Origin of the sequence: Streptomyces sp. NPDC005799, assembly GCF_040630525.1 — a bacterium.
GTDB classification, from domain to species: domain Bacteria; phylum Actinomycetota; class Actinomycetes; order Streptomycetales; family Streptomycetaceae; genus Streptomyces; species Streptomyces griseorubiginosus_B.
The window spans coordinates 42,459-58,955 of record NZ_JBEXXQ010000008.1 but is presented as its reverse complement, the minus strand read 5'-3'; the positions used below and the strand labels follow the sequence as shown (position 1 = coordinate 58,955).

The 16,497-nt window shown below is 70.1% G+C and carries 13 protein-coding genes and 2 tRNA genes; 9 read left to right on the top strand and 6 right to left on the bottom strand.

The window, feature by feature from the left end:
- Positions 1 to 23: 23 nt before the first annotated feature.
- The 4 genes from ABZ453_RS10110 to ABZ453_RS10095 all read left to right on the top strand — a co-directional run bounded on the left by ABZ453_RS10110 (position 24) and on the right by ABZ453_RS10095 (position 4,293).
- The gene (locus ABZ453_RS10110; protein WP_359013503.1) at positions 24 to 563 is read left to right on the top strand and encodes a hypothetical protein; all 540 of its coding nucleotides are present in this window, start codon (positions 24 to 26) and stop codon (positions 561 to 563) included.
- Positions 564 to 565: 2 nt separating this feature from the next.
- Positions 566 to 1,231, top strand: coding sequence for a class F sortase (locus ABZ453_RS10105; protein WP_359013501.1), 666 nt, complete (start codon positions 566 to 568; stop codon positions 1,229 to 1,231).
- Positions 1,232 to 1,330: 99 nt separating this feature from the next.
- The gene (locus ABZ453_RS10100; RefSeq protein WP_359013499.1) at positions 1,331 to 2,893 is read left to right on the top strand and encodes an LAETG motif-containing sortase-dependent surface protein; all 1,563 of its coding nucleotides are present in this window, start codon (positions 1,331 to 1,333) and stop codon (positions 2,891 to 2,893) included.
- Between the two features lie 398 nt (positions 2,894 to 3,291).
- The gene (locus ABZ453_RS10095) at positions 3,292 to 4,293 is read left to right on the top strand and encodes a glycoside hydrolase family 6 protein (RefSeq protein WP_359013497.1); all 1,002 of its coding nucleotides are present in this window, start codon (positions 3,292 to 3,294) and stop codon (positions 4,291 to 4,293) included.
- Positions 4,294 to 4,300: 7 nt separating this feature from the next.
- Here ABZ453_RS10095 and ABZ453_RS10090 read toward each other — a convergent pair whose 3' ends face one another.
- From ABZ453_RS10090 to ABZ453_RS10075, 4 genes are all read right to left on the bottom strand, one after another.
- Positions 4,301 to 6,238, bottom strand: a complete 1,938-nt coding sequence (locus ABZ453_RS10090; protein ID WP_359013495.1) for a kelch motif-containing protein — start codon at positions 6,236 to 6,238, stop codon at positions 4,301 to 4,303.
- Entirely contained in the window at positions 6,235 to 8,238 is a 2,004-nt protein-coding gene (locus tag ABZ453_RS10085; protein ID WP_359013493.1) for a glycosyltransferase family 2 protein, read from the bottom strand. The genes ABZ453_RS10090 and ABZ453_RS10085 overlap by 4 nt, the downstream gene beginning before the upstream one ends.
- A 317-nt stretch (positions 8,239 to 8,555) precedes the next feature.
- Positions 8,556 to 9,272, bottom strand: coding sequence for a FadR/GntR family transcriptional regulator (locus ABZ453_RS10080; RefSeq protein WP_359013491.1), 717 nt, complete (start codon positions 9,270 to 9,272; stop codon positions 8,556 to 8,558).
- A gap of 204 nt (positions 9,273 to 9,476) precedes the next feature.
- Positions 9,477 to 9,550, bottom strand: a tRNA-Lys gene (locus ABZ453_RS10075).
- A gap of 173 nt (positions 9,551 to 9,723) precedes the next feature.
- Here ABZ453_RS10075 and ABZ453_RS10070 point away from each other — a divergent pair.
- The 5 genes from ABZ453_RS10070 to ABZ453_RS10050 all read left to right on the top strand — a co-directional run bounded on the left by ABZ453_RS10070 (position 9,724) and on the right by ABZ453_RS10050 (position 15,290).
- The gene (locus tag ABZ453_RS10070) at positions 9,724 to 11,088 is read left to right on the top strand and encodes a peptidoglycan-binding protein (RefSeq protein WP_359013489.1); all 1,365 of its coding nucleotides are present in this window, start codon (positions 9,724 to 9,726) and stop codon (positions 11,086 to 11,088) included.
- A gap of 110 nt (positions 11,089 to 11,198) precedes the next feature.
- Positions 11,199 to 12,311, top strand: coding sequence for an SPFH domain-containing protein (locus ABZ453_RS10065; RefSeq protein ID WP_359013487.1), 1,113 nt, complete (start codon positions 11,199 to 11,201; stop codon positions 12,309 to 12,311).
- Between the two features lie 147 nt (positions 12,312 to 12,458).
- Positions 12,459 to 13,064, top strand: coding sequence for a lytic polysaccharide monooxygenase (locus ABZ453_RS10060; RefSeq protein ID WP_359013485.1), 606 nt, complete (start codon positions 12,459 to 12,461; stop codon positions 13,062 to 13,064).
- An 88-nt stretch (positions 13,065 to 13,152) separates the two neighbouring features.
- Positions 13,153 to 13,614 (top strand): DUF3592 domain-containing protein, encoded by a 462-nt coding sequence (locus ABZ453_RS10055; RefSeq protein WP_359013484.1) that lies wholly within the window; start codon positions 13,153 to 13,155, stop codon positions 13,612 to 13,614.
- Between the two features lie 56 nt (positions 13,615 to 13,670).
- Positions 13,671 to 15,290, top strand: a complete 1,620-nt coding sequence (locus tag ABZ453_RS10050) for an AMP-binding protein (protein ID WP_359013482.1) — start codon at positions 13,671 to 13,673, stop codon at positions 15,288 to 15,290.
- 159 nt (positions 15,291 to 15,449) lie between these two features.
- Here ABZ453_RS10050 and ABZ453_RS10045 read toward each other — a convergent pair.
- Together ABZ453_RS10045 and ABZ453_RS10040 are read right to left on the bottom strand one after the other, a co-directional pair.
- Positions 15,450 to 15,523, bottom strand: a tRNA-Lys gene (locus tag ABZ453_RS10045).
- Positions 15,524 to 15,610: 87 nt separating this feature from the next.
- A complete protein-coding gene (locus ABZ453_RS10040; RefSeq protein ID WP_359013480.1) occupies positions 15,611 to 16,369 on the bottom strand; it encodes an IclR family transcriptional regulator C-terminal domain-containing protein in 759 nt (252 codons plus the stop codon).
- Between the last annotated feature and the right edge of the window lie 128 nt (positions 16,370 to 16,497).

The following is a 16,497-nucleotide window of genomic DNA, read 5'->3' as shown; positions in this document are numbered from 1 at the left end:
CTCCAGATGTCTGGAGGTTCACGATGGGTTCAGCAAGAATCACTTTCTGTGCGGCAGCGGTGGCGGCGGCGGTCGTCTCCTTCACCCCGGCGGCCCACGCGCAGGACGGGGGCTGGTCGGTCACCCCGGCCTCCCCGGCGCCCGGCAGCGATGTCGCCCTGCGGGTCGGCGACTGCGCCGAGAAGACCGCCACGGTGGTCTCCGCCGCCTTCGTCGCGGACGCCCGGCTGGCCGTCACCAACGGCGCGCTCGTCGGCGAGACCCGCATCCGCTCGTCCCTCACCGTCGGCACCTACGACGTGACGATCACCTGTGGCACCTCCGAGCGCAAGGGCACGATCACCGTCGCCCAGGGCACGGGCCGGCCGGCGACTCCCACGTCCCCCTCTTCGCCGGTCGCCCCCGTGCCCGCCGGCGGTGGCGGCACCGCCCACCTCGCCGCCACCGACGCGCACGCGGCCGGGCCCGGTACCGCCCACGCGGTGACCGGCCTGGTGCTGGCCGGGGCCGCCGCTGCCGCCGTCGCCGTGCTCAGCGGGCGCCGGAGACGCGGAACGGGCTGACCATGTCCGAACACGAGCGGTCCTCCGGCTCGGGCCGGCTGCTGACGGGCGTGGCCTGGGCGGTCCTGCTGCTCGGGCTGTGGCTGTGGGGGCGGGGCGTCACCGACCTGCGGCAGGGCATATCCGCGCCGGCCACCGGGGACATGGCGGCGGTCGGACGCCCGCCGGACGCGGAACTCCCGCCCGCGGTACGCCCCTTGGGCGACGCGCTGCCGCAGCGGCTGGACATTCCCGACCTGCGGGTGCAGGCGCCGGTGGTGGCGCGGGGCCTGGACGCGAAGGGGGCGGTCGATCCGCCGCCCTTCGACCAGGCGGGCGTGGTCGGGTGGTACGCGGCCGGGGCCAGGCCCGGGGCGGCCGGCACGGCGCTGATGGTCGGGCACGTCGACACCGAGACCCGGCCCGCCGTCTTCTACCGGCTCAGCGTGCTGAAGCCCGGCGAGACGATCCGGGTGGTCCGGGACGACGGCAAGGTCGCCGAGTTCACCGTCGACGACGTGCGGGTCATCGCCCGCGACGGCTTCGACGCCCAGCAGGCATACGGGCAGCGGCAGTCGGGGCGGGCCGAGCTGCGGCTGATCACCTGCGGCGGCAGCTTCGACCGGGCTCGCGGCAGCTACACGGCGAACGTGGTGGTGTCGGCGTACCTGACGGGCAGCGGTCTGTAGAACGGGCGAGCGGCGGCTCGAACTCCAGGACAACCCTTGGCGTCCCTGGGGTGTCTGAAGGGTGGCGGGACGAGAGTCGTCCCGTGGGGAGGGACACGGATGACCAACCGTCAGCGCAAGGCGGCGGCGGTGCTGGCCGCCTTCGCGGCCGCCGTCGCCGCATGGCTGCCCGCCACGTCCGCGCAGGCCGCGGACGGACCGGTGGTGCACATCTCCGTATGGAACGACGACATCGGGATTCCCATCCCGGCCGAGGACCCTCCGCAGATCAGCTGGGGTCTTTACAACGACGGTCCCGGCGCCGCGAAGGACGTCACCATCAAAGCGGACTTCAGCAAGGTCAAGGACTGGGTCACGGCCGACGGGCAGTCGGTGGACACCTACACCTGGTCCCCGATCGCCGACGTCAAGGAGGGCAGCAACGCGGGCTACATCGTGGACCTGAGAGCGAAGCCGGGCACCCCGCTCGGCACCAAGGGCACGGTGACCCTGAGCGGCACGTCGTCGAACGGAACCGTGGTCTCCACCGACGTGCAAGTGACCGCGGGCAACGTGGAGTTGTCGGTCAACGAGCTGACCGACCGGAAGGGCGACAAGCCCGGCTCCACGATCGAGAACCCGGTCACCATCAGCAACACCGGCTCCCTGCCCGCCCACGGCGCCCAGCTGCAGATGCGCACCACCCCCGGCCTCTCCTACGCGGACCGCTACTCCAACTGCGTCTACTCCACGGTCAAGGACCCCGACTACCAGGCGACCCAACAGGCGCTGTGCACCTTCGACACGGTGCTCGAGCCGGGCAAGCGCTACCGGCTCCAGCAGCCGGTCAAGCTGGACGTCGGCAGCCAGGCGCTGTTCGAGTACTTCCAGGACGACGTCCTGGCCTCGCCCGGTGACGCCACCGCGGGGCCGTCGGGCGACAACAAGCTCTCCCTGGTCGAGGACGGCACGGCGACCTCCGGCGGACAGAGGACCGGCCGTCAGGTGATCACCGTCGACAACACCGCCGACATGGTGGCCGGCGGCGACAAGGCCAAGGGCGCGCCGGGCGACGTGGTCCCCGTCGACATCTCCCTCAGCAACGAGGGCCCGGGCTGGGTCCATTACAACCTCAGCGACGACCAGCCGGCGCTGCTGTTCACCGTTCCGACCGGCACCAAGGCGGTGGAGATCCCCAAGGAGTGCAGCGTGTGGAACGGGAACGCCGGCACCGGCGAACAGACGCCGGGGGCACCGCAGTACGTCTGCGATCCCCACGACAACGCCTTCGCCGTCGGGGACTCCCGCACCTTCCACTTCGGCCTGGAGATCCGCAAGGGCGCGAAGACCACCACCGGTGAGGTCAAGGCGATGACGGCGTACGGCAACGTCATGACCTTCGACCACAACCACGCCAACGACACCGCCGCCGTCACCGTCAAGGTCGAGGGCGACGACAGCGGTGCCGGCGCCTCGCCCTCCGCCTCCGCCACCACCCCGGGCGGCGACGACAGCGCCGGCGGCAACGACGTCACCACCCAGACGGTCGCCGACACGGCCGCGACCGGCTCCCTCGCCAGCACCGGCAGCAGCAGCGTGCTGCCCGTCGTTGCCGCGGTGGGCGCGGGCGCCCTGCTCGTCGGTGGCGGTCTGGTGTTCGTCGTCAGGCGCCGCAGGGCCTGACCGCGGACTCGGCCGGAATCCCGGCACCCGGCCCGGTCGGCGGCCCGCTCCCCCTGAAGCCGCCGACCGGGCTGGTCCTCAACCGCGCGCGCTCGGGCTGCGGGAGTGACCCGGCGCCGACGCGGGAGGTTCGGGGCCGCAGTGGTGCACTGCCGACCGGGGCTCGGGCCATCTGAGAAGACTCTAGAACGGACGAGCGCCGGAGCCTAGAGGGCGAATGACGCCAGGTCCCCCTGCGGTGGCTCTCCGTCATACGTGCTGGTGGCCCACGCCCTCACGGGCACTGTCGGTCCTCCTGAGGTGTAACAGGTCGCCGACAAGGCCGGGACGGCCTCGTGGGCGGCTCGGGTCGTATGTCAGGATTGACACCAGGACCGTTGCACCCAAGGGGGGGTTGGATGTACGGCAGCAGGGGGGCGTGTGCGGCCGCGCTGGGGGCAGTGCTGCTGGTCGCCGGATGCTCCTCCTCAGGAAGCGGTGGCGACCACAAGGCCGGCGCGACGATCACCCAACAGCCCAAGGAGAGCGACCCGTTCTGGGTCAACCCCGACAGCAACGCGGCCCGGCAGGTGAAGGCGTACGCGAAGTCGGGCAAGGACACCGACGCCGAGCAGATCCGCAAGATCGCCGAGCAGCCGACCGGCGAGTGGATCGGCCCGGAGAACCCCGAGCAGGAGGCCCGGGGCTTCACCGAGGCCGCCGACAAGGCGGGCCGCACCGCCCTGCTCGTCCTCTACAACATCCCGCACCGCGACTGCGGCCAGTACTCCCAGGGCGGCGCCTTTGACGGCAACGCCTACCGCGCCTGGATCGACGCGGTGGCCGCCGGCATCGAGGACCGCGCGGCGATGGTCGTCCTCGAACCGGACGCCGTGCTGCACCTGGTGGACGGCTGCACCCAGAGCCAGTTCCAGGAGGAGCGCTACAGCCTGCTCGGCTACGCGATCGACAAGCTGAAGTCGCTGAAGTCGACCAAGGTCTACCTGGACGCGGGCAACGCCGGCTGGGGCCACCCGGACCAGATCTTCCAGCCCCTCATCCGCGCGGGCATCGCCCGGGCCGACGGCTTCGCCGTCAACGTCTCCAACTTCTACCCCACCCAGGACTCCATCGCCTACGGCAAGCAACTCTCCGCCAAGGTCGGCGGCAAGCACTTCGTCATCGACACCAGCCGCAACGGCAACGGCCCCTACACGGGCGGCGATCCGGCCGAACGCTGGTGCAACCCCCCGGGCCGGGCGCTGGGCGAGACCCCGACGACCAGGACGGCGGACGACCTGGTGGACGCCTACGTCTGGGTCAAGCGCCCGGGGGAGTCGGACGGCACCTGCAAGGGAGGCCCGAAGGCGGGCCAGTGGTGGGCGAGTTACGCACTCGCCCTTGCCAAGGCAAGCAAGTAGCCGACGACTACGGCACCTTGACCCACTGCGCCTTCGACGGCGTCCCCTGATCGTCGTCGACGAACAGCATGTACCAGCCGGACGTCACCAGGTTCCGGTTCTTCGGCATGGTCACCGTGATCCTGTTCCCGGACGTCGTGAAGTCCAGCGCGACCGACCGCTGGTCGACGTCCGTCACATGTGTCGACGCGCTCGGCCGGATCAGCCGTACCTTCTTGATCGCGGAGGCCTGCGGAGACGTGAACGTCCCCGTCCCGCCGCGGGCGATGGTCTGGGGACCGCCGGACAGCGACGGGCGTGAATCCCGGTAGAGGTACGGCGGCGTGTAGATCTCGATCCGCTGCTCGAACGTGCCCGGCTTGGTGTTGGCCCTGTCGCCGTACAGCGAGTCGGATCCGAAGAACATCACCCGCCCGTCCGGCAGCAGGATCGACCCGGAGTGGTAGTTCCGCCCGACCAGCGGATCCGCCACCCGGTCGAAGGAGTTGGTGCCCGGGTGGTAGATCCGCGCCTGGAGGATGTTGGAGGCGCCGCGCCCCCGGTAGTCCTCCGAACCGCCGGACACCAGCACCGTGTCGTCCGGCAGGATCGAGGACTGCGGATAGCGTGTGCCCTTCTCCAGCGTCGGCCCGTCCACGAAGTGCGGGTTCTTCGCCTTCAGGTCGATCAGCCGGGTCTTGTTGCTGGACAGCTTGGACTCGCCGACCCCGCCGCCGCCGATCACCATGAACTTCTCGTCCTGTGCGGGCGGCAGCAGCACCGTCCCGGACGTCTCCATCCGGTTGGCGTCGCTGAGCCCGGGCAGTTTGGTGAACCGGTTGGTGTCCACGTCCCAGATGCCCGGGTCACGCCCGACGTTGTCCGGGCCGTAGCCCGCGTTGGACCCCGAGTAGAAGATCTTCCCGTTCTGCATCAGGAACAGCGCCGGATAGGTCGGGAACTGGCGGATCTTCTTCGTGTACGTCCACTTCTTGCTCGCCGGGTCGAAGATCTCGTTCTTGCCCGGGACCAGCTGACCGATGTCGTCCAGTCCGGAGACGCTGAGGATCTTGCCGTCGCTCAGGGTGGTGAGCGTCGGGTACCAGCGGGCCTCGTTCATCGGGTCGACCTTGATGTACTTCTCGGCCACCGGATCGAACTCGAAGGCGTCCCGGATGCCCTGGAAGTCCTTCTTGTCCAGGGCGAGTTTCTGCGCGATGCCGTAGGTGTTGCGGGCGTCGGCGCCGGCCAGCCCCTGGATCGTGTAGTTGTCCTGGGTACCGGTCTCGTACTTGGTGCCGCTGAGCCTCGCCTCGACGTAGATCCGGCCGAGCCCGGGGTCGTTGCGCAGGAACCGGCCGGTCTTCGGGTCGAAGACCTTCTTCGCGCGCGGCACCAGCACCGGGTCCTTGGAGACGAAGGTCTTGCCGTTCTCCTTGCCGGTGAACACGGTCCCCGCGGGCAGTGTCATGGGCTTGTCCGGGTTCTCGTTGTGCACCACCATCAGCCCGCCGGCCTTGGTGACGTCACCCTTCAGCTTCTCGTAGCGCTTGGTGCCGCCCGCGATCAGCAGATTGCCGTTGGCCAACTGGGTGTGCCCGGTGCAGAACAGGTCCTTCGGCGTCGGGACCTTCTTGATCGTGCCCTTCACCGGGTCCCAGATCCGGGTGTCGAACTTCTTCGCGTTGAAGTTGTCCTGGTTGTTGCCCGACCCGGCGATCAGCAGCACCTTGCCGGTCCGCAGCAGCGCCGCGTGGATGGTGTCCTGGCGGTACTCCTTCGGGAACTCGATGATCTGCCAGTGCCCGTTGTCCGCTTTGTACTCGGGTCTGTTGATCTGGTACTGGTGGTACTTCTCGGTGCTGAAGCGGTACACCCAGGGCCCGTTCATCCCGGCCAGCGCCAGCACCACCGCCGTCCCGATCGCGAGCCTGCGGGCGCGGCGGCGGCCTGCACGGTCGTTCATTCCTTACGTCCCCCGAATCCACCGAGTGCGATCTGCATCGTCTGGTCGTCGCCCAGGTCCGAACCACCCTGCGAGGAAGCCCAGTTGGGCTTCTGCCCGGTGCCGTGCCGCGGCGTCTGCCGCTCCGGCAGCGGTCGCGGCTGGTACGGCACCGCGAGCGGGGCGTCCTGCGGCTCGGTCTGCCCCTGAGCCGGCGGAGCAGGCTCCCGCTCCGCCCGGCGCAGCTGGTACCGCCAGGCGAAGATGGGCGACGCGGTGATCAGCAGGGCGAAGGAGGCCCAGACGATCATCGCGGGGTGCGAGTGCCCCAGGGTGAGACCGGCGGCGATCGAACCGCCGAAGACCAGGATGAAGAACAGGTGGATGCGGAAGGTCCCGAACAGCGTGTCCGGGCTGGCCGAGTCGCCCTTGGGCGTCACCACGAACTTGGACTTGCGGCGCAGTACGGCGTCCATCAGGGAGCGCGCGTAAATGGGCGCCGACAGCGCGGACATCGCCATGCCCGCCACCCCGCCGGAGCCCTCCGGCTCGTGCGGGGAGACGTTGTGCCGGCGGTTCCAGACGTACAGACCGATCTGCAGCGCGGAGGCGTTGCCGTACAGCATCAGCCACACGGTCGGGTCGATGTTCACACCCGAGGCGCCCAGACCCAGGAACAGCGCGCAACTCAACGCGGCAAGGATCCAGTTGAGGGCCGACATCGGGTAGAAGATGATCATCATGGTGTAGTTGAAGAGCTTGCCCGGAGGCAGTGAGAACCAGCCCTTCCAGTACTGCTTCAGGATCGTCTCGTACGTCCCCCGCGACCAGCGCAGCTGCTGGGTGAAGAAGTCCGTCCAGGCCGCCGGGCCCTCACCGACGGCGAGCACGTCCGGGGTGTAGACCGACTTCCACTTCCGGCCCGTCGCCGGGTTCTTGTGGCGGTGGATCTCGAAACCGGTCGCCATGTCCTCGGTGATCGAGTCGTACAGACCGCCGATCTGCTTGAGCGCACTGATGCGCACGGCGTTCGACGTACCCACGAACATCGGGGCGCCGTAGAAGTTCCCGGCCCGCTGGATGAGGGCGTGGAAGAGGAACTGCTGGGACTCCGCCGCCTTGGTGATGGGGTTGTCGTAGTTGCCGTACACCTGCGGGCCGATGACGAAGCCGACGTCCGGGTCGCGGAAGAAGCCGAGCATCCGCTCCAGGTAGTTGGGCAGCGGCACGTGGTCGGTGTCGACCGAGGCGAAGTAGTCGTACGCGTCACCGTGCGCCTGGAGCCAGGAGTTGTAGTTGCCGTGCTTGGTCCGCGCGCGGAACGGACCCTTCTTGCGGTTCCACTGCTCGACGCCCTTGCGGGAGAAGTGGTGCACGCCCAGGCGCGCGCAGACCGCCTTCACCTCGTCGTCGTCGCCCTCGTCGAGCAGCCAGACGTGCAGCAGGCCCCGGTGGCGCAGCCGCACGGCCGCCTCCAAGGTCCTGGTCACCATCTCCAGCGGTTCCTTGCCGGGCACGTACGTCGTGATGAAGGCGACCCTCGTGCCGGTCTCGGGCACCACCGGGACCGGGTCGCGGGCGACCAGGGTGGCGTGGGCGTTGGACAGCACGTTCATGCAGCGGAAGAACTCGATCAGACCGATCGAGACCAGCATCACGACGTCCAGCGCCGGCAGGAAGTCGTAGGTGGGGTAGTCGCGCTGGGTCCAGTGCTCCGGCTGCAGCAGCCAGGCGAGCAGGACCAGCGACAGCAGCGGCGCGGCGCCCAGCATCACGGCGGCGCGGACCCGGTGCGGCTCCTGCGAGAGCAGCGAGCGGTACTGCACCTTGTAGGGCTTGTCGGGGTCGGGCTGGGTGAGGGGGCCGGCCAGCCTGCTGTAGTGCTCGTAGTCGTATCTGGGCAGCGTTCTCTTGATCCGCCGGAACTGGCCCGTGTGGCTGTTCGTTTGCGAAGGCACTCGTAGCTGTGTGGTTTCTGACGGGTCGGAGTTATGCCGGGCGCCCGTCGGCGTCGACGTCATGAGTCATTACCCCCCACACGCAGTTCGCCGCGTGTTGTGTCGGTTCTCCTTACGCCTGCTGGCGGTCCCCCTCGACCTTCGCAGACGCAACGGTGGCTGGCCGCAGTCGCCGTACTCTCCCCACTCAGGACATGGAACGGCGGCCGTCCGGTTGCATGGATGCCCCCCTCGGCATCCGCTGGTGAACGGGGCCCCTATCCCCGCAGATCAGGCAACCACTTACTAATCCCCCAACTGCCGTGTACCGCCAGCATCTTGGACACAGGGTTCTACGGCGTTCGTCATGATCGCAAGACGCGAAACGCGCTGTTTACCGGTCATACGCGTTCATTGGGACGCGTGTGGGGGTCTTGTGGATCTGCTGTGGACAGACGGGCGCGGATGTTGCCGAAGTGCTCCCTTATGGCCGCCTCGGCCCGTATCGCGTCCCCGGACCGCACCGCGTCGAGGATGTCCCGGTGCTGCCGGCAGGTGACCTTCGGGTTCTGCGGGGTGCCCCCGAGGTCGGTGTGCACCCGGTGGAAGGCGTCCCAGAACGCCTCCAGGACCTCGCCGAGCAGGATGTTGTCCAGGCCGCGGTAGAGGGTGGCGTGAAAGGCGCGGTCGGTGTCCGCGAGACCGGCGCCGCCCTGCGCGGCCTGCTCCTCCATGCGGGAGACGAGCGCGTCGAGTTCGGCGAGGTCCCGCTCCGGGATGCGCCCCGCGAGCCGGGAGACGAGCCCCGTCTCCACCGCCTCGCGCAGCTCCAGCAGCTGCAGCAGGGAGTCCTCGCCCCGGTAGTGCCCGGCGACCGTGCGGAAGGCGAGGCCCTCGATCATCGGGGCCAGGGACATCGGGCCGACGTACGTGCCGAAGCCGTGCCGGATCTCCACGATGCCCATCGCCTGCAGCGCCTTGAGCGCCTCGCGCACCGAGTTCCGGCTCGCCCCGAGGTACTCCATCAACTCGGTCTCCGTCGGCAGCGGGGCCCCGGAGGGAAGTCGGCGGTCGATGATGAGCTTCTTGATCCGCTCCTGGAGGTCACGCGCTGCCATGGCCAGAGAGTATCCGGCCAAACAGCCGACAGCCCCCTCGTTCGAACGAGGGGGCTGCGGGGCGCGCGCGGCTGTGCTGCGCGGGCTTCTCGACCCCGGTCGTGGAGGTTCCGGGGAAGGGGGGTGTGGGTGGCGAAGCCGGTACTGGCAGGACCTGCCTCAATGGCGAAGGCCCCCCGCGTTTGCGAGGGGCCTTGCTGTCTGTGCGCCGCCAGGGACTCGAACCCCGGACCCGCTGATTAAGAGTCAGCTGCTCTAACCAACTGAGCTAGCGGCGCCTGCTGACGTCGTAACTCTACCGGACCTCGGAGGGTGCTCCGGACCACCCCGGTCGGGGCGGGCGGGGCCGTACGTCATTCGGACCGTCAGAATGCGCGTCGGGAAGACAGTTGGGAAACTGATCGATGTGCATGAAAGCGGTCATTTTCGTCCCGGGTGTGAGGGGAATCGCATGGAGACTCCGGTATTCGAGGAATTCGATCCCGCGAGCGACTGCGACTGCCCCGGATGCGCCCACCGGCGCGCGGCCCTGCGGCACTCGACGTCGGCGCGGACGGCCCGGCATCCGGCCGCCCGCCCCTTCGTGATCGTCGCCGCCGCCTCCGCCGTCCTCGGCGCCGGTCACCCGGCACCGGCGGTCGCGGCTGAACGCGTACCCCCCGGACCCGGCGTCCCCGCAGGTGACGAACCCCAGACCCCGCAGGGGCGCAAGGCCCCCCTGCACGGCCCCGGGGGCAGGCCCGCGCACCCGCAGAGCGCCGTAGGGGTGCCCACCACCACCCGTACGGAGATCATCAACCGGGCCAAGACCTGGGTCGCCGCCGAGGTGCCGTACAGCATGGACGACTACTGGACGGACGGTTACCGGCAGGACTGCTCCGGCTTCGTCTCCATGGCCTGGGGGCTGCCCGGGAACGAATGGACCGGCAGCCTCGACAAGTACGGGGTGCGCATTTCCAAGGAGGATCTGCAGCCCGGCGACATTCTGCTGTTCCACAATCCGGCCAACCCCGAGAATGGCTCACACGTCGTCATTTTCGGCGGCTGGACGGACTACACCCACACCTACTACATCGCCTACGAAGAGACGCCCCCGGTCGCCCGCCGCCAGGCCACGCCGTACGCCTACTGGAGCCACTCGGACCAGTACGTGCCCTACCGGTACAAGGGGCTGGGGACGGACGCGGCCGGCCCGACGCAGAGTACGCCGAGCACGCCGAGCACGCCCAGCACATCGAGTGCGCCGGCCGCCGGGGGGAGTGCCACGGCGTTTCCCGGGGCCGCGTTCTTCGGGCCGGGCTCGGACAACCCCTACGTCACCCGGCTGGGGCAGATGCTCGTGGCGCGCGGCGGCGCCCGGTTCTACGCCACCGGTCCGGGGCCGCGCTGGTCGGAGGCGGATCTGCGGGCCACCGTGGCCTTCCAGCTGGCCCAGGGCTGGACGGGCGCGGACGCCGACGGACTCCCGGGACCCCAGACCTGGGACCTGCTGGTGACCGGCAAGGGCAAGGACATCCCGGCGGCCACGAGCGGTGGCGGGGCGGCCGGCGCACCCGGCGCGCCCGCCTCCCACGGCGTGCCCGGCTATCCCGGGCGTGGGATGTTCCGGCCCGGGGCGGACAACAAGTACGTCACCCAGCTCGGCCGGCAGCTGGTGAAGAAAGGCTTCGGCAAGTACTACACGACCGGTCCCGGCCCGCGCTGGGGCGAGGCGGACCGCCGTAACGTCGAGGCCTTCCAGCGCGCCCAGGGCTGGCGGGGCGGCGCGGCGGACGGCTATCCGGGGCCGGAGACCTGGCGGCGGCTCTTCTCGTAATTCCCGTAGGGCAACGGGTTCCTCTCGTGGCGCAGCCGCTTCCGCTCGAGGGCAACCGATCGACCCAACCCACTGTCATGACGCATCTGGCGCGGAGGCTGGAGGCACGCATGAGCACGACGACCACTTCACAGACACCCGAGTCCGAGGGACCGGCCAGACCCGGCCGGCTCATCCAGAACGAGTCGACCATGGAGATCCCCGTCCATCTGCTCTTCCGTGACGACCCCGACCCGGCGCCGGTCCCGGCCCGACCGGCGGTCGTCGGCCGTCGGCAGGGTACCGGCGAGCAGCCGCGCCTGCGACGTCCCCTCCCGACGAAGGCTCGTCCCACGGTCCAGGTCGACCCCGAACTGGCCGAGCGGCGGGCGAGGGTGCTGCCCGGGGTGGTGGGGCTGCTCGCCGGGGCCTGCGGGGTGGCCGGGTGCGCGGTGACCTCCTGGTGGGCGGGGGTCGTGCCGCCGCTCGCGCTGGAGGCGCTGCGGCTTCCGGCGCACGCGGGGGCGGGCCTCGGGCCCGTCGAGTGGGCCGCCTACGCGGGGGCCGGCGCCCTCGGGCTGTTCGGTTTCGGCGGGCTCGCCCGGGGGCGGACCGGGCGAGCCTGGGTGCTCGGTCTGTTCGGGCGGTACCGGGGGACGGTGCGGCGTACCGGGCTGATGTGGGTCAATCCGCTGCTGCTGCGCCGCCGGGTGGATGTACGGCTGCGGCACTGGAGGAGCGAGCCGATCCCGGCGGCCGACGGGAACGGGGTCGCACTCAGGGTGGCGGTGCTGGTGGTGTGGCGGGTGCGGGACACCGCGCGGGCCGTGCTGGGCGTCGAGGACCACGAGACCTATCTGCGCGAGTGCGTGGAGGCGGGGCTCGCGCGGGTGCCGGTGGAGATGCCGGGCGGCACACGGGGCTCGGCCGAGGCGGCCGGGGACACGCTGACCCGGCTGGTCGCGGCGGACGCGGCACCGGTCGGGCTCGAGGTGTTCTCCGTGCGGCCGGTGCGCACCGAGTACGCGCCCGAGGTCGCCGCCGCGATGAACCGCCGCCGGATCGCCGCGCTGGACGCCCGGCAGCGGGCCGGCATGCTCGCCTCGGTCGTCGACTCGGTGGAGGACACGGTGACCCGGCTGACCGTCCGGGGGCTGGTGGAACTGGACGACTACGAACGCAAGGCCCTGGTGAAGGACCTCACGGTGGCGTTCTGCGCGGGGCGCGGAGATCAGGGGCCGTGACCGGTACGCCGGACGACGGCAGCCGCTATGGGCCTTAACCCCACCACAGCATTGGTATGGACATGCTCAAGGTGCGGCAATAATCTGGGACTTGGTCTAGACCTGCACGTCTCACGGAACTTCCCCCACGTCTCCAGGAGCGGCAGCATGCGCGGAAAGACCAAGTGGTACGCCGCCGCGCTCGGGCTCACCACCGCCGGGGCCTTCGTGCTCTCGGCCGGCAGCGCGAGCAGCCACGGCTACACCGACCTCCCCATCAGCAGGCAGAAGCTCTGCGCCAACGGCACGGTGACGAACTGCGGCGACATCCAGTACGAGCCGCAGAGCGTCGAGGGTCCCAAGGGCTTCCCGGCCGCGGGGCCCGCCGACGGTTCGATCTGTTCCGGCGGCAACGCCCGCTTCTCCCAGCTCGACAAGCCGAAGACCCCGGCCGGCGGCGCCTGGCCCACCACCCGGGTGACGGGCGGTCAGAGCTACACCTTCCGCTGGCAGTTCACGGCCATGCACGCCACGACCGACTTCAAGTACTACGTCACCCGGCAGGGCTGGAACCAGAACCACAACCTGGCCCGCTCCGACCTCAACACGACCCCCTTCCTCACCGTCCCCTACAACGGTCAGCGCCCCCCGGCCACGCTCTCCCACAGCGGCACCCTGCCGTCCGGGCTCAGCGGCCACCATGTGATCGTCGCCGTCTGGACGATCGCGGACACGGGCAACGCGTTCTACGCCTGCTCGGACGTCACGTTCTGAGGTTCTCTTGAGTCCGTGGCCCGGCCGGCGTGGGTAGGTTCCTCCCACGCCGGCCGAACGGGGTCGGCGTACGATCTCGGGGGATGCCATGGAAGCGTTCTTCTACCTCGTGCCCGGGCTGATGATCGCCTTCGCGCTCACCGCCCTGGTCGCACTGCTCCGCCGCGCCCGGCACATCAGCAGCGCCTGGAACAGCGGGCTCACCGCCGAGGCGCGGTGCCTGAACACCTACACCACGACCAGCGGGGGCGGTGAGACCTCCGTGAGCACGACACTGCACCACGTCTACGAGTTCACGAGCCGTGAGGGCCGTCCCGTCCGCTTCGAGGAGAGCAACGGGCCGAGCACGATCGTCACCGGTGACGTCGTCATGGTGCGCTACACGGCCGAGCATCCGGAGCGGGCCACGGCGAAGCCGCCGGCGCCCGGGCGGCTCGTGGCGGAACAGGGCTGTCTGCTGGCCTTCTTCGGTGTGTTCATCGCCTTCTGTGTCATGTTCATGGTTGCAGTGCACGTGGGCTTCTCCATCATGGACGGCGTTCTGCCCTAGCGAAGTCCTGCCATGACGCTCCACATCTGACGACCCGTCAATTATCGTGCGGCTCCATGGACTCCAGGAGGCGCACGGTCGCGGAGCTGGTGGCCGGGCGGTGGGGCGACCACCGTCCGGGGCTGTGGTTCGAGGATCAGGTGCTCACCCATCACGCGGTGGCCGCCGGTGCCGCCGCCCGCGCGGCCCTGCTGGCCGACCTCCTGCCGCCCGGCGCGGAGCCGCATGTGGGCGTGCTGCTCGACAACACCCCCGAATATCCACTGTGGTTGAGCGCGGCCGCCCTCGCGGGAGCGGCCGTCGCCGGGATCAACCCCACCCGCCGCGGCCCCGAACTGGCCCGGGACATCCTGCACACCGAGTGCCGCCTCCTGGTCACGAGCCACACCCACCTCCCGCTCCTCAAGGGCCTCGAACTCCCTGGGGTGCGCCTGCTGTTGACCGACACCGCGGAGTACGCCGACCTGCTCGCGCCCTATGCGGATGCCGTGCCGGACGCCTCCCGGGCCACGCCCGAGGACCGTCTGCTGTTGTACTTCACCTCGGGTTCGACGGGCGCCCCGAAGGCGGCGATCTGCAGTCAGGGCCGGCTGGCCGCCGCCGGGGCCTCGCTGGTCGGGCAGTTCGGGGTGCGGCGCGAGGACGTGCACTACGTCTGCATGCCGATGTTCCACGGCAACGCGGTGATCGCCGACTGGGCGCCCGCGCTGGCGGCCGGGGCGGGGGTGGCGCTCAGGCGGCGGTTCTCGGCGTCCGGGTTCCTGACGGACGTGCGGAAGTTCGGGGCGACGTACTTCACTTACGTGGGCCGGGCCGTGCAGTACATCCTGGCCACCGAGGAGCGTGCCGACGACCCCGACAACCCGCTGCGGCTCGGCTTCGGCACCGAGGCGGGGGCGGTGGACGCGGCGGCCTTCCGGCGGCGGTTCGGCGTGCGGCTGGTGGAGGGGTACGGCTCCTCGGAGGGCGGGGCGGCGATCCAGTGGTCGCCGGGGACGCCGGCCGGGGCGGTGGGAAAGGCGGCGCCCGGTCTCGTCGTACTCGATCCGGAGACGGGGCGGGAACGGGCGCCTGCCGTGTTCGACGCGGCGGGGCGGCTGCGGAACGGGGACGAGGCGATAGGGGAGCTGGTCAACCGGGCGCCGAACCCCTTCGAGGGGTACTGGCGCAACCCGGGCGCGGAGACCGAGCGGCGGCGGGACGGTGCGTACTGGACCGGTGACCTCTTCTACCGGGACACCGACGGCTATCTCTACTTCGCCGGGCGCGCGGACGACCGGATCCGCGTCGACGGGGAGAACCTGGCCGCCGCGATGATCGAGAACATCCTCGCCCGGTATCCGGGCGCGGACGCCGTCGCCGTGTACGCGGTGCCGGATCCGGTGACCGGGGACCAGGTGATGGCGACGATCGCGGGGTCCTTCGAGCCGGCCGGGTTCGCCGAGTTCCTGGCCGCGCAGCCCGACCTCGGCACGAAGATGGCGCCCCGGTTCGTGCGGGTGGTGCAGCGGATGCCGGTCACGGCGACCAACAAGATCCACCGGGCAGGGCTACGGAAGGAGGGGGTCCGCTGCGGCGATCCGGTGTGGTGGACGCCGCCGGGGGAGCGGACGTACCGCCTGCTGACCCCGGAGGACGCCAAAGGGCCCCTCGCTCCCACGAGAGGCCCTTCCTGATGGGGTTGCCATCGAAACCGTGCGCCGCCAGGGACTCGAACCCCGGACCCGCTGATGCTGCATTGCCCGGGGGATGACCCCCGGACCCCCAGCCGCTGCTTTGGTGCCCCGCTTCAATGGCGAAGGTCCCCCGCGTCTGCGAAGGACCTTCACTCACCGTGCGCCGCCAGGGACTCGAACCCCGGACCCGCTGATTAAGAGTCAGCTGCTCTAACCAACTGAGCTAGCGGCGCATGACTCTCGTCACCGGCTCGAAGTGTTTCCCGCCGGTGACGACGAAGAAAATACTACCTGCTCCGAAGGGGTGCTACCGACCACCCTCAGATGGCCAGGGAGAGCAGTACCGGTGCCGCGTTCCGGTTCAGGGCGTCCGCGGCCCGGCGCAGGCGGTGGGCGTCCTGAACCGGCAGTGACAGGGCCAGGCAGCCGACCGTTGAGCCGGCGGTGATCGGTACGGCGGCACAGACCGTGCCGATCGCGTACTCCTGGAGGTCCAGGTGGGGCACGCTCGGCGGCTGGGACTCCAGGCGGTGCAGCAGGAGCTTGTCGCTGGTGATGGTGCGCGAGGTCAGCCGCGCCATCTTGTGCCGGGACAGATGGTCACGGCGGCCGTTGACGTCGAGCTGGCCGAGCAGGCTCTTGCCGATCGCGGTGGCATGGGCGCAGGAGCGGAAGTCCACCCACTCGTTGACGACGGGGGTCGTGGGCCCGTCCGCGTACTGGGAGACCCGCACCTCGCCGTCGACGTATCGGCTGAGGTACACCGCCGCGCCCACCGAGTCGCGCAGCCGGTCCAGGGTGCGCTGCAGTTTGTCGCGCAGCGCCTGCTCATGGCCCTCGGCGGAGCTCAGACGGGTCAGGGCGTCGCCGGTTATGTAGGCGCCGTCGGCGATCTGCTCGACGTAGCCCTCGCGGCGCAGCATCTTCAGGAGGGTGGTCAGCCGCTCCGGGTCGAGGTCGGTGTGCCGGGCGAGTCGTTCGTCGGTGATTCCGGTGGTGTGCCGCGCCACGGTCTCCAGGACGCGCAAGGCGTCCTGGGCCGAGTGGTACGGCGCGGTCGGCTCGTGCTTCAGCGCCACGGTTCCCCCTGCGCTCGTTCACTACTGGGCCGTATTCCGGTCAGTGAATCATTACCACGATAACGGCCAAGAGGCGTGTTGTGAGCGGTTGTTGACGAGATTACGGGGCCCGTGCACGGCGCTCAGCA

What these genes read in the sequence shown, in the direction of transcription:
- ABZ453_RS10110 (WP_359013503.1), top strand. Translation starts at nt 24, where the DNA reads ATGGGTTCAGCAAGAATCACTTTCTGTGCGGCAGCGGTGGCGGCGGCG.
- ABZ453_RS10105 (WP_359013501.1), top strand. Translation starts at nt 566, where the DNA reads ATGTCCGAACACGAGCGGTCCTCCGGCTCGGGCCGGCTGCTGACGGGC.
- ABZ453_RS10100 (WP_359013499.1), top strand. Translation starts at nt 1,331, where the DNA reads ATGACCAACCGTCAGCGCAAGGCGGCGGCGGTGCTGGCCGCCTTCGCG.
- ABZ453_RS10095 (WP_359013497.1), top strand. Translation starts at nt 3,292, where the DNA reads ATGTACGGCAGCAGGGGGGCGTGTGCGGCCGCGCTGGGGGCAGTGCTG.
- ABZ453_RS10090 (WP_359013495.1), bottom strand. Translation starts at nt 6,238, where the DNA reads ATGAACGACCGTGCAGGCCGCCGCCGCGCCCGCAGGCTCGCGATCGGG.
- ABZ453_RS10085 (WP_359013493.1), bottom strand. Translation starts at nt 8,238, where the DNA reads ATGACGTCGACGCCGACGGGCGCCCGGCATAACTCCGACCCGTCAGAA.
- ABZ453_RS10080 (WP_359013491.1), bottom strand. Translation starts at nt 9,272, where the DNA reads ATGGCAGCGCGTGACCTCCAGGAGCGGATCAAGAAGCTCATCATCGAC.
- ABZ453_RS10070 (WP_359013489.1), top strand. Translation starts at nt 9,724, where the DNA reads ATGGAGACTCCGGTATTCGAGGAATTCGATCCCGCGAGCGACTGCGAC.
- ABZ453_RS10065 (WP_359013487.1), top strand. Translation starts at nt 11,199, where the DNA reads ATGAGCACGACGACCACTTCACAGACACCCGAGTCCGAGGGACCGGCC.
- ABZ453_RS10060 (WP_359013485.1), top strand. Translation starts at nt 12,459, where the DNA reads ATGCGCGGAAAGACCAAGTGGTACGCCGCCGCGCTCGGGCTCACCACC.
- ABZ453_RS10055 (WP_359013484.1), top strand. Translation starts at nt 13,153, where the DNA reads ATGGAAGCGTTCTTCTACCTCGTGCCCGGGCTGATGATCGCCTTCGCG.
- ABZ453_RS10050 (WP_359013482.1), top strand. Translation starts at nt 13,671, where the DNA reads ATGGACTCCAGGAGGCGCACGGTCGCGGAGCTGGTGGCCGGGCGGTGG.